We start from the raw sequence: 12,181 nt of genomic DNA on the forward strand, positions 1-12,181 counted from the left end.
TATGAGAAAATCTTTTTTGAGATTTATTCCACCGGTTACTTTATCGATTTTTTCGATTACAGTTTTTATTTATTTCTTTCAGGTATTTTTCGATGCCTATCTTTTTCATTCTTTTGGACTGTTCTCTTTGATCAACCGTTTTATCAACGGCCCCTCGATCCAATCATTGATTCTTTTGGGTGGCCAAGTCAGCAGTTTAATTCTTAAAGGTCAATGGTATCGCCTTTTTACACCGATTTTTCTTCATAGTTCTCTAATGCATATTTTTTCGAATATGTTCACTTTAATTATTTTCGGTCCTTTTGTTGAAAAACTTTTTGGTAAGACTAAATATTTACTTATTTATCTATTATCTGGACTTTGGGGAAATTTATTAACTTTAATCTTTGATCCGAATCCAAATATAGTTTCTGTAGGAGCCTCAGGAGCTCTTTTTGGTCTTTTTGGAGCAATGATATCAATTGCCTGGTTTAATCGAAATAATCCGATTTTTAAGCGTCAATTGGTTGTTTTCGCAGCTCTGGCGCTCTTCAATCTAATTAGTAACATTGGCGATCAAAGTGTTGATATTTGGGCTCATATAGGTGGATTAATTTCCGGAATTCTGACATCGCTGGTTTGTAATTTCCCTAGTGCTCAATACGGAAAGGTTAAAACGATAATTCGAGTTATCGTATTTTGTATTTTTTTGCTGCCATTTGGATTTTTATTGCTTAAAATTCAATAAAAATACCTTCTGTCCTTGGAAGCGCTTGTTTTTATTTAAAAAAACTTTTAATCTGTTAATGAGGTAGAAATGACTAAAGATAAATTAATTGGTGTCGATCTTGGCGGAACGACAATTAAATTTGCAATTCTAACAATTGAAGGTGAAATCCAAGAGAAATGGGCTGTACCAACTAATATTCTCGATGATGGTTCTCATATTGTTCCTGATATTGTTAATTCTATTAATAAAAGACTTGGTCTTTTAAAACTTGATCGAGAAAGAATTGTTGGGATTGGAATGGGAACGCCTGGTACCGTTGACCGCCAAAACGGAACCGTTGAAGCTGCTTACAATTTAAATTGGAAAAATATTCAGCATGTTCGCGAAGCGGTTCAAAAGGGAACCGGCTTAGATTTTACGATTGATAATGATGCTAATTCAGCGGCAATCGGCGAACAATGGAAAGGTGCCGGCGAAAATAATCCAAACGTTGCCTTTGTTACTCTTGGAACCGGTGTTGGCGGTGGTATCATCGCTAACGGCCACATGGTTCGCGGAGTTTTTGGAGCTGGAGGAGAATTTGGGCATGTTGTTGTTGAGCCAAACGGTTATCTTTGCACTTGTGGTAATCGCGGCTGTTTGGAACAATATTGTTCCGCACCCGGAGTCGTTCATTTAGCTCATGATTTTGCCGACGAGTATGAAGGAAATTCCCAACTCAAACAAATGCTTGATAATGGAGAAGATGTAACTTCGAAAACTGTTTTTGATTTAGCAAAGAATGGTGACTTTTTGGCGACTGAGATTGTTGATAAAATGGCCTACTATCTTGGCTATGCTACGGCTTCGTTATCGAATATCCTGAACCCGGCATATGTGGTTATAGGCGGTGGCGTTTCTGCTGCTGGCAGTTTTTTGCTGAATAAAGTTCAGAAACATTGGACTAAGTATGCGTTTTCACCAGTGCGTTCTTCTACTAAATTGAAGCTGGCCGTTTTGGGAAATGACGCCGGTGTTATTGGTGCAGCCAGCTTGGCACGCGAATTTATAAAAAAATAAGTTTTTTTGCTTCAAATTCGTGTTGTTTTTTGTTAAAATGATTCAGTTGGCTTCGCTGCGTCTTGGCTAGGCAGGCTGATTATAGGGATATAGTATAACGGTAGTACAGCGGTCTCCAAAACCGTTAATGGGGGTTCGATTCCCTCTATCCCTGCCATGGCGGTACTGGTGAAGTTGGTTAACACACCGGTTTGTGGTACCGGCACGCGCGGGTTCGAGTCCCACGTACCGCCCTTGCAAGTTTCAGGTGATTCTTGCTCGTTTTTTTAATGCCGTTGTGGCGGAATTGGCAGACGCGCTGGACTCAAAATCCAGTGGTGGCAACACCGTGTGGGTTCGACTCCCACCGACGGCATTTAGGCTCTATATTGACGAAAGTTGATATAGAGCTTTTTGTTTGCTTAAGCCTTTTATATTGGGCTTTACAGCTAGCTAAAATCTCCTAAAAGCCCTGACGATAACTTACAGTAAATTTGTAAGTTAGCACACGATGCACAAAAAAGCACAAATTACAGGTAGAATGCAAAAATAAGATGCTGTGAAAGATAGATTATCTATGATTTTAGGAAATGCCAAGTGGCTATATCGATATTTAAGGAAAACCTTGCTAAAGCCATGCTGATTTTCAATATTGTTAAGTTGTTTTTCCTATCTCATTTTTTTGAATGTTTAATAGCTTGAATGGGCTTTTATAATTTTAATTTAAGTCTTTTTTCTTTAACTAAGCTATGCTTTTGGTAGCGCAATTATGCTAATAAAACATGGAAAGTTAGTACTTCGTTAGTCTGATTGAAATTACAGTCTTGATTATTTATTTGGCTAATAACGAGCAATAACCGCATATTTAGTGATTGAAAAAACGATTTCCAACTTTATTTCTTTTGACAATATTCCAGTTCAGTAACACCTAATTTTAAAACCGATAAACCGGTTATTTTACTGATTTTTTTGCTTTTCATCCTATATTTATCCACTTTCTAAATCACGAAATAATATCTCTTGTGCTGCAGATCAAATAATTTTATTTGTTATGGACCTTCCTTAAATAATAATTGTTGATGAAATATTTTAGATCGATGTCACAAAACTTCTAAAAATTGTAGTTTATATGCGGAAACCTGTCCTAATCTGATCCGACGTAACCCCTTGGACTTAATTTGAGTCTTGCAAAGCCACAAGTACTGAAAAAATTTGACATTTACATGTCAAGTATTATTCCTTTGTTTTGTAGGTTAAGTAAACAAACTGTCAGGTATTTTTGGTTGTGTTCTGGATAGATTGGATTGGTTAATTCGACAGAATCCAGTCTCTGATAGTTCGGACAATATTTGCCTCGATAACAGGGATCGTACCAACGTTGATCAGGATGATATCCCCGTTTCTCCATTTCTTTCAAAACAAGATAATGAAATTGAAACAATTTGTAGGGAGAATGGTCGAAAACATAGTTGACTGTAGCATGCTTTTCCCCCACCCGTTGCCGCGTAAAGCGGCAATTTCACGGTGCTGTCCTAATAATTGCTGACGAGGCAATTTTGATATCAATTCTTGATGCCATAAACGCATATTTTTCCTTCTTAGCTTATAGCCTAGTATAAAGCGCATTTTTGTGATTTGATTAAATAATCAATTAAGAATTTTATTTTGATAATTGAGTCTTTTTATTAAAGTGGACTACAATTTTTGATTTTAGTTGACTGCTCAAATCAATTTAAAATGGCAGCCAAAATTCCTTATTTTATTATGGCTAGTAGGGAATTATGTAATCTTATGAAAATAAGTAGACATTTCATGTTGCGATAATTGTCTTGGGGATTATGAAATTCTTAATAGAGGATTTTATTTTTATTTGGCGGATCTTTAGTTCAACTTTTATAAACTACTGATACTAGTCTATTTTTTTCTGGCCATTATGAACACTAATAAATTTAATTTATTTATTCGATTGTGGCATAACACTTGCACTAGTCGTGTTTTGGCTGGCGTTTTTTATTTAAAGTCAAATAGTAATAATAACTATTGCGTATTAATGCTACTCGGATATATAATTTATTTGGGCACCAGAAGCACTGGTGCCTGCAACAAAGTTTTCAGTATATAAAGTTTTATGAAACATTCCCGTTTTATTAGTTAACTTTTATTGAGTACTTAGTTTTTTAGATTTTTAAACATCAAATAATTTGATCACTCACTTTAAACCATTAGTAAATTATCCTGGTTACCAATAGTTGAAAAGCACTAGCGTTAAGCTGGTGCTTTTTTTCGAAAACTATCTGAAAACCAAATCAAATTTTTAATTATGTTCCAGGTTCGCGAATTTGTTGAAATGAATAGAGTTCAAACAACTCGTATATTCGTGAGGTCGATTAGTTAAGAGACATAAAGTAGACTATTATTTGTCAAATTAAAAAAACTTGATCTAAAAGTGTCCTTTTCCCCAGTGTTATACTTAGAGGGTTAGTTGACTCACGTGAACAAGTTAAATATAAATCTAGCCAAATGTTAAAGGATTGGGGAAGCGTATGATTTTTCGGTACTGACGTTTTCTTCTTTGGAAACGATGATCAGCACTGATCTTAAGATAATAAAATTGATTCAAAAAAAGGCATCATTTATTGGTGTTTTTTTATTTTCAATTAAAAATTTTTATGCTCCATCGAACATTGCATAATCTTCTTTATCACTCACTTCTTAGCAGCACATGCTATTTTAATTCTCCAATTGCTAATGTGGAACAAATCGCTGATTACAATTAATTTCGGACCGAGCGAATATTTTAAATTTCTCTACCTAATAAGGGTTGGCTAGAGTAGACTCCTGCAATATATATATATATTCAATTGAAAAGATGGATGATAAGGGATTAAGCTTTCTAGCAAAGCGCATTTGATCACATCTTCGATTAATCTTCTTGATAACGAAAATTGAAGCCCAGGGAAAGGTCGTCACTTCGATATTCTCTGAATTTATAAAGTAGTGGATGCCATTTTTGATTATCTATTTTTTGATTCGTTTTTAAGATTTTTCGTTCGACGAAACTAGCCAAAATTTTGGCCTCGATTATGGCAAAATCTTTTCTGGAATTGATTTTCTCGATTTTTAGTTCTATTTGAATAGGACATTCTTTGATTTTGTCGGGTCTGACATATTTTGCAGTTTCTTTTGTGAAGGATCCTAATTGAAATTTGTTAGGACAATAAGAATATCCTTTTTCTTTTTTGTAATTTGGAACTTTTTCTTTTCCAGTGGTATTTGATATTTTTTCTATTTGCCGCCACAGGCTTTTATCAGGAATATTTAAAATTGCTTCTCTAGTTTCAAACAGATTTTGAAAGGCTTGGCTGTTGGTCCCTAAACCGATCACAACTTGGTCATTTAAAGACCAAACAGATGAAATTGGTGTGATATTAGTACTCTTTTCAGTTTGATTCCAACTGCTGATCAAAGCCACTGGGAACCCATAATAAAGACTATTTAATTTAATTTGTTGATGAGACATTTTTCTCCTCTTGTAATGCATTTCTTTATTAGGATAAAAGAGAAATATATCGAATGCATTAGAGGCAATATAAACGATATGCAAACAGCTGATTATTCGATGGTGTCTGAAATCATAGGTAACCCTCAAAGATTGGGCATGTTGGTCTTTTTGATGGATGGACGTTTTCGTACCGTAAACGAAGTTACCAAGGCTACGAATTTAAAGCCTAATACAGTGTCTTTGTATCTCGGCCATTTTGAGAAAATCTCTTGGTTGGATGACTATTTTCAAGGAAGATGGCACTACTATCGTTTAGCCAATTCTGAAGTAGCATCTTTGATTGAAAAGATATTAGTTTTATCGCCGAAGAAAAAGATTACTTACTTCAATTTAAATGAAGAAGAAAAGTTATTGCATACAGGCAGAAGTTGTTATAACCATTTGGCGGGGCAATTGGGAGTTCAATTGTTGTGTTCAATGAAGACTTTGAATTGGATCAGACAGGATGGATCAGCCTTCCAATTGACGGATAAAGGTCAAAGCAATCTAAATAATGCTTTAGAGATCAAATTTTCTTTTCAAGAACAGAAGTCGTGGGATTTTATCTTGCCTTGTATGGATTGGAGTGAACGACAACTTCATTTAAAAGGAATTGTTGGTAAAAAGATCTTGGGGGCGATGTTAGACAAAGAATGGCTTTATCGACCTAATCGGACGCGGGCCTTGGCTTTGACATACAAAGGGAAAGAAAAATTTGGAGATTTTTTACAGATCCGCGCTTAATAAGTTTTCTCTTTAATTTGAATTAAAAAACTTTTTTGAAAATAAATAGTCAATTAACGATCAATTGGGCAGATAAAAGTCGTCTGATTGTTTTAAATCCTAATTTTTTGTATAACTTTCCAGCTGCTTGGGCTTTGTCAGATTGAACCAGTGTAATTTTATCCTGGCAACTATCATGTAAAAAGTTCCACACCTGTGCCATTAAAGCAGTTGCAATGCCTTGCTGACGATATTTCTCATCCACACCAAGATATAATAATCGGCCTTCCTTTTGGCTTAATTGTGCTGAAGCATAAGCACACAATTGTTCATTTAAATATTCTAGAAATAATGGATGATTTTTTCTTACGATGTTTATTTTATTTCCGCTAAACATTCGTTGATGCAATGCCAATAATTCTCTTCTTTTTTTGTTTTCAATAGAGAATGTATGGATTTCAATTCGTATGTTAGAATTCATTGCTTGAAAAGGGCACATCTGCCAAATTGTTTGTTGACTAAAAAGAGCGTCTTGTTCTTTAAGTCAATTCGTTAGTTTTAAATTCTTGCCGTTATAAAAGAAAACAAGTTTGGCAGGAAAATGTTTGATATGGGATTTAATCAATGGGAGCAATTGCTCGAATTGAAATTGATCGTTTGTATAGGGTCCCCCATACTTCAACTACCCAACTTTTTCCATCGCTGTATTGGTCTAATACTAGAAGTACGTCAGTTTCATCGATTATTGTCACGTCGGAATCGGCTAGATCGTTGACAACGTCTTCCACTTGATCACTAACATATTCACAGTAATTAAATGGATTCCGATTCAATTTTTCTATTTTTTTGCATATTGTAAAAGATTTTTTTCTTTCATAAAACGTTTGATTAATTATTGGACTTATCCAAACTAAAAATGAACCATAAAATTTTTATATTTAACATAATTATTTTTCTAATCGAAGAGAAACTCAAAAGGCGGTTGAAAGTTTTTAAGGGTTGTCTATTTAAAGACAAGTTCAAACACCTCGCAAATGCAGGGAGCGTCTAATTTGAAAGTTTTTTTATTTTCTTTGAATTCTTTATTAAAGAAATCTTCATGAACTTTTCGCCAATAATCGTAGCTGCGATCACCTTCGCCTTCATGAAAGGCGTGTTCCTGAGAAATCAGGTTGAAAGGCACCGTTTCAACGACTTTGGTTTGTGTGATACACACAGGATTGCCCCGGCCATCCAAAATTATATTATATTCGCCAATAAGAGGTATTTCTTCGTTTGGCTCATATAATTCAAAAGCAGAGGTCGTGGCGGTCTTGATTCCACTTTTGACTAATTCTGCCAGTTCGTTTTGCATACTTTCAGGCCAGCCGAAAGCGAACGCGGAATATTTATCCGTCGTGATATTATTTTTATTTTTAAATGCGCTCCAATACGCTTCTATATTATTCATCAACATAACTGCCATTTCTAAAAAAATAAATTTTGATGATAGTATATCATCCAAAGGGTAGATGATAGATTAATATATAAAGTTCAAATCAAAAAAGGGAGGAACTATGAAAAAAGAGCATTGTATTTTCTGTCAGAGGGATGCTATTAAGATTGTTTTTGAAAATGATTTAGCAGTCGCTTTTTGGGATATTCATCCGGTTAATAAAGGGCATCTTTTAGTAATCCCTAAAGATCATAAAGAAGATTTTTTTGATTTAAGTGATGATGAATTATTGGCAATCAAAGAACTTATTTTCAAGGGAAAAGAATTGACTGACAAAAATTTTAAAGCAGATGGCTACAATATTGGAACTAATGTTGGCAAATATGGCGGTCAGACCGTTAGGCATTGTCATTTTCACTTAATTCCTCGTTACATTGGGGATGATCCAAAACCGGCTGGTGGTATTAGAAAAATATTGGTTAAGGGTCAAGAATTAATTTAAATTGACGCTTTTAAATAGTGTATAAAATTCATTGGCTGAAAGGAATAAAACAATGAATAAAGGAAGAGTTGAGTCTTTTACCGACGCAATTGTCGCGATAATCCTAACGATTATGGTTTTAGAAATTAAAGCACCCGGTGGCTATCAATGGTCTGATTTGTTAGATAATTTATCTGCATTCATCGCTTATACGATCAGTTTTTTCTTTATTTTGGTTGCCTGGTACAACCATCATTACATGTTTTCTTTGGCTAGGGTTATATCTAAAAAGATATTTTGGGCTAACAATATCTGGTTGTTTGTTATGAGTTTTTATCCTGTCAGCACAGCTTGGTTGGGAAAATATATCGATCGTCTTCCGCCGGCTTTCTTTTATTATTTTGTTTTCCTATTTTGGACATTTGCCTATCAATGGCTTAGCTACGAAATAAAATCAGCTCGGGAAAACAAGGAAATCAAGACTAAAATCGAACATATGTCGATTTATCAATTTACAAAAAATCCAATTTTTTATTTTTCGGGATTTGTTATCGCTATTTTAATATTCTATTTTCCGCCATTTGTTCTGATTACTTCGGTCGTAGAATTGGTATCTATGTTGATTTTCACAAACGAAGATAGTGATAGATTATTTAGTTAAATTTTTTTTGATTTAAAACTAGTTTGGTTTAAATAATTTTAGTCAATTTTTTTGTGTTTTTTATTTTTGTTGTTTTTTGCTTCTTTGCATAATCTGTTTTTTACTTTCTCAAGTATTTTGGCTGAAGCGGTTTTTTCTTTGTTGTTATCCATTGCTTTTTCCTCCTTAAGAGAAATGAGATCGTTGAAATTATCAACTTGCTAACCTTAGCAATTGTTTTTAAAACCTATATTAATTTTTCGTTTTGTTTAACTGAATTTTTGTTTTTAAACTTAATTCTATCAATTCATTCAAATAGATTTACTCGCTTGTTCGTCACTGGTCTATTCCACTTGCCCATTGTTCATTTTTTTATTAAGCTTACTATTTTGAAGGTTTAGATTATCAAGGGGCATATGATTGTCCTTTATTTTTTTTCTTTTAAAAATCTTAGGAGACCTCATGCAACCTAAACTATTCTTTGATATGGACAACGTCCTTGTAGATACTTTGACAGTATTTGATCGTTTGAATCCAATTTCTTATCAAGTTAAAAAACCGGATCAAATACCTGGTATATATCGGCGACTTTCACCAATTACCGGCGCTATAGGGGCCGTGAAAAAGTTATCTGAACATTACGATACTTATATTTTGTCGACAGCGCCTTGGGAAAATTCAAGTGCATGGCAGGACAAATTATTGTGGATTTTTGATTACTTTGGGAAAGGCTTTGACGATATTTTTTATAAAAAAGTTATTTTGACTCATGACAAGTCTTTTGTGCGCTGTTCTGGCAGAATTTTAATCGACGATCGTCCTTATCACGGAGCAAGTGCTTGGGATGATTCTAATTTTGGATCTTTTTGGCTTCAATATGCTTTCGATCCACGACTCACTTGGGAAAAAGAATTAATTGGTCTTATGATTCAAGCCAGTCAAATTTTTTTGGAGGCCCAGGTAAACGAAAGGGAAGCTCTCTTATTGGCTAACGATGGCTTTGATGGCAAATACCGTCTGCATGGATCTTTCAAAGATAATAATTTACGGGATTGGGAGAAAAATAAGTAAATAAGGAGTCTTTATGACAATAGTAAACGGTAAAAGAATCATTGAAAACGCTCGTACGCAAGGCTATGCAATCGGCGCTTTTAATACGAACAACCTGGAATGGACGCAAGCAATTCTACGAGCCGCCCAAAAAGAACATTCCCCAATTTTAATCGCCGTTTCAATGGGCGCTGCAAAGTATATCGGTGGTTACAAAATGGCCAAGGATATGATAACTGATTTGGATAAATCTCTTAATATTTCTGTTCCTGTCGCTATCCATCTTGATCATGGAAACTATCAAGCGGTTAAAGACGCGATAGAATCCGGTTTCACTTCCGCCATGTTCGATGGTTCGGAGCTCGCTTTTGAGGACAATTTATCAAAAACAAAAGAATTGGTTAATTTCGCCCACGACCGAATGATTCCACTTGAAGCTGAAGTTGGTTCTATTGGCGGCGAAGAAGATGGAATAATTGGAAATGGCGAAATCGCTTCGATTGATCAGGCAGTTGCAATGGCGAGAACGGGAATCGATTATCTGGCGGCCGGGATTGGAAACATTCATGGGCGTTATCCAGATAACTGGCAAGGACTTAAATTAGAACATTTAAAAAAACTCGCCCAAGCAGTTAACCGAGTGACTGGCAAGGATTTTCCTTTGGTTTTGCATGGAGCCTCCGGCATTCCCGATGATCAGGTTAAAATGGCGATTAAGTATGGAATTTCAAAGATTAATATCAATACCGAAGCTCAATTGGCTTTTCATCAGTCTGTCAGAGATTTCGTAGTTGCCAATAAAGATTTGGAAGGAAAAAATTACGATCCAAGAAAGTTTCTTGCTTCTGGTGTGGAAGCAATCGAAGAAACAGTTATAGGAAGAATAAAAGTCTTTGGCAGTGACCAAAGACTTTGAAAAATACAAATTTATTCAAATACGCTTTTGATAATTTCTTCTATGATTGAACGGGCAGTATCGATTTTACTTTGTAAAGGGAATTCCTTCTGCGCTTGTTTTGGACGGAAAATAATCACACGATTATTGTCGACATTAAATCCACTATCAGGGTGTCCAACCTCGTTTGCAACGATCATATCGGCATGCTTTTTAACCAATTTGTTTTTGGCATACTCGACTATATTTTCTGTTTCAGCGGCAAAACCAACAACGAATTGTCCGGTTTTTTTTGCTCCGACAGTTGCTAGAATATCTGGATTTTGAACAAGCTCTACTTTTAATCCTTGGTTACCGGTTTTTTTTATTTTTTGATTTGATTGTTTGGCTGGACGAAAATCAGAAACTGCTGCTGCTGAAATGAAGATATCTGTCTTATCAAAATGTTCCAACACGGTGTCCAGCATTTCCCGAGCATCGGTCACTTTTATTAATTTACTGCCAAAGGGCAATCGACGTTCTACTGTCGAAATCAAGGTTACGACAGCTCCAGCTTCGACAGCCGCCTGGGCCAGCGCGTAACCCATTTTGCCTGACGAACGATTAGTTATATAACGTAAAGGATCAAGTGCTTCTTTTGTTCCTCCGGCAGTTATTAAGACATTTTTATTTTTAAGTTTTCCGTTTTTGGCCAGTAGTCGAATTTGGGCTTGTTCTAAAATATCATTGCTTTCCGGAAGACGACCTTTGCCGTCATAACCTTCAGCCAAAAAACCGGTAGTTGGTTCGATTATTAAAATTCCGTCTGTATCTAACTGCTTTATGTTGCGGACCGTCGCCGGATTATTCCACATTTGATCATTCATTGACGGAGCAATGACTTTTTCTGCTGGACTGGCCAATAAAAGTGTCGATGCAGTGTCATCTGCGATCCCATGAGCCATTTTAGCAACAAAATTTGCGGTTGCTGGAACTACGAAAATAAAATCAGCCCAACGGGCCCAGGCAACATGATCAACGCTACCGTCGTTTGCTTTAAAGATATCAGTCAGTACAGTGTGCTTGGTTAAGGTCGAAAAAGTAAGTGGGGTAACAAAATTCTCAGCCGATTTAGTCATTGCAACTCGGACATTGCCTCCCTTTTTAATTAAGGAACGAACTAAAATTGCCGACTTATAGGCGGCTATGCCGCCGGTAACGACGACTAAAATATGTTTATTTCTAAAAAAAATCATTATTTTTTTACCCTTTATCATCCAAGTTTAATTATCTAAACTTCAATTTTTAAATTTCTTTAATAATTACTAATTTTAAACCTTGTTAATTTTTGTTGCCATCAACTGCACCACCTGTTTGATTAAAGAATGTTGACTAATGTTTACAAACCGGTACTTAAATGGGGACATAAAAAATAATATTTTATTCACAAACCTGTAGTTTTTGCGAGCCTTTAATTGGACAACTATTGACATCGCTTACAGTTAGATTATAATTTGTCTTTGTGAAATAAATGTAAGTACTAAATAAAAGTAATTTTGTTTGATTGTTACAACCAAGATTAGATCAAGTAGATTGAATTATTTGTATGAGCAATTATTGAGGAAGCCTAAGCCTGACCTGATATTGAAATTTTTAACTACGATTCAATTTACGGAATTATCAATCAAAG

The 12,181-nt window shown here is 35.2% G+C and carries 12 protein-coding genes, 3 tRNA genes and 1 pseudogene; 10 read left to right on the forward strand and 6 right to left on the reverse strand.

Annotation, left to right across the window (positions count from 1 at the left end; translation table 11 throughout):
- Window position 1: 1 nt before the first annotated feature.
- The 5 genes from A3G9_RS0103060 (at window position 2) to A3G9_RS0103080 (ending at window position 2,123) form a co-directional block, all read left to right on the forward strand.
- Complete coding sequence (locus tag A3G9_RS0103060) at window positions 2–727, forward strand: rhomboid family intramembrane serine protease (protein WP_002820539.1); 726 nt, start codon at window positions 2–4, stop codon at window positions 725–727.
- A gap of 69 nt (window positions 728–796) precedes the next feature.
- Window positions 797–1,768 (forward strand): ROK family glucokinase, encoded by a 972-nt coding sequence (locus tag A3G9_RS0103065; protein ID WP_002816377.1) that lies wholly within the window; start codon window positions 797–799, stop codon window positions 1,766–1,768.
- Window positions 1,769–1,851: 83 nt separating this feature from the next.
- Window positions 1,852–1,925, forward strand: a tRNA-Trp gene (locus tag A3G9_RS0103070).
- A gap of 2 nt (window positions 1,926–1,927) precedes the next feature.
- Window positions 1,928–2,001 (forward strand) — tRNA-His (locus tag A3G9_RS0103075).
- A 38-nt stretch (window positions 2,002–2,039) separates the two neighbouring features.
- Window positions 2,040–2,123 (forward strand) — tRNA-Leu (locus tag A3G9_RS0103080).
- An 843-nt stretch (window positions 2,124–2,966) separates the two neighbouring features.
- Here the strand turns inward: A3G9_RS0103080 and A3G9_RS1000000109805 are convergent.
- Together A3G9_RS1000000109805 and A3G9_RS0103090 are read right to left on the reverse strand one after the other, a co-directional pair.
- Window positions 2,967–3,334, reverse strand: a pseudogene (locus A3G9_RS1000000109805) (TIGR02328 family protein).
- 1,336 nt (window positions 3,335–4,670) lie between these two features.
- The gene (locus A3G9_RS0103090) at window positions 4,671–5,267 is read right to left on the reverse strand and encodes a flavin reductase family protein (RefSeq protein WP_002820536.1); all 597 of its coding nucleotides are present in this window, start codon (window positions 5,265–5,267) and stop codon (window positions 4,671–4,673) included.
- Between A3G9_RS0103090 and A3G9_RS0103095 the strand changes: the two genes are divergently transcribed.
- A complete protein-coding gene (locus tag A3G9_RS0103095; RefSeq protein WP_002820535.1) occupies window positions 5,259–6,032 on the forward strand; it encodes an ArsR/SmtB family transcription factor in 774 nt (257 codons plus the stop codon). The genes A3G9_RS0103090 and A3G9_RS0103095 overlap by 9 nt on opposite strands.
- A gap of 49 nt (window positions 6,033–6,081) precedes the next feature.
- On the opposite strand, the gene A3G9_RS0103100 is transcribed toward A3G9_RS0103095, so the two are convergent.
- From A3G9_RS0103100 to A3G9_RS0103110, 3 genes are all read right to left on the reverse strand, one after another.
- Complete coding sequence (locus tag A3G9_RS0103100; RefSeq protein WP_002820533.1) at window positions 6,082–6,420, reverse strand: GNAT family N-acetyltransferase; 339 nt, start codon at window positions 6,418–6,420, stop codon at window positions 6,082–6,084.
- Window positions 6,421–6,628: 208 nt separating this feature from the next.
- On the reverse strand, window positions 6,629–6,844 hold the full coding sequence (locus A3G9_RS0103105) for a hypothetical protein (protein ID WP_018025227.1): 216 nt from the start codon (window positions 6,842–6,844) through the stop codon (window positions 6,629–6,631).
- Window positions 6,845–7,014: 170 nt separating this feature from the next.
- Window positions 7,015–7,461 carry an ASCH domain-containing protein gene (locus tag A3G9_RS0103110; protein ID WP_002821806.1) on the reverse strand — a complete coding sequence of 149 codons (447 nt, stop codon included), beginning with the start codon at window positions 7,459–7,461 and terminating at the stop codon, window positions 7,015–7,017.
- 106 nt (window positions 7,462–7,567) lie between these two features.
- Between A3G9_RS0103110 and A3G9_RS0103115 the strand changes: the two genes are divergently transcribed.
- The 4 genes from A3G9_RS0103115 (at window position 7,568) to fba (ending at window position 10,533) form a co-directional block, all read left to right on the forward strand.
- Window positions 7,568–7,948 carry an HIT family protein gene (locus A3G9_RS0103115; RefSeq protein WP_002821122.1) on the forward strand — a complete coding sequence of 127 codons (381 nt, stop codon included), beginning with the start codon at window positions 7,568–7,570 and terminating at the stop codon, window positions 7,946–7,948.
- Window positions 7,949–8,000: 52 nt separating this feature from the next.
- A complete protein-coding gene (locus A3G9_RS0103120) occupies window positions 8,001–8,588 on the forward strand; it encodes a TMEM175 family protein (protein WP_002821805.1) in 588 nt (195 codons plus the stop codon).
- Between the two features lie 441 nt (window positions 8,589–9,029).
- The gene (locus tag A3G9_RS0103135) at window positions 9,030–9,638 is read left to right on the forward strand and encodes a 5' nucleotidase, NT5C type (protein WP_002821804.1); all 609 of its coding nucleotides are present in this window, start codon (window positions 9,030–9,032) and stop codon (window positions 9,636–9,638) included.
- 13 nt (window positions 9,639–9,651) lie between these two features.
- The gene (fba, locus tag A3G9_RS0103140) at window positions 9,652–10,533 is read left to right on the forward strand and encodes a class II fructose-1,6-bisphosphate aldolase (protein ID WP_002820528.1); all 882 of its coding nucleotides are present in this window, start codon (window positions 9,652–9,654) and stop codon (window positions 10,531–10,533) included.
- A gap of 11 nt (window positions 10,534–10,544) precedes the next feature.
- On the opposite strand, the gene coaBC is transcribed toward fba, so the two are convergent.
- Window positions 10,545–11,747: a bifunctional phosphopantothenoylcysteine decarboxylase/phosphopantothenate--cysteine ligase CoaBC gene (gene coaBC / locus A3G9_RS0103145; RefSeq protein WP_002821801.1), complete on the reverse strand. Its 1,203-nt coding sequence runs from the start codon at window positions 11,745–11,747 to the stop codon at window positions 10,545–10,547.
- Window positions 11,748–12,181 lie beyond the last annotated feature (434 nt).

The sequence above is a fragment of the Oenococcus oeni DSM 20252 = AWRIB129 genome (assembly GCF_000372485.1).
Taxonomy (GTDB): domain Bacteria; phylum Bacillota; class Bacilli; order Lactobacillales; family Lactobacillaceae; genus Oenococcus; species Oenococcus oeni.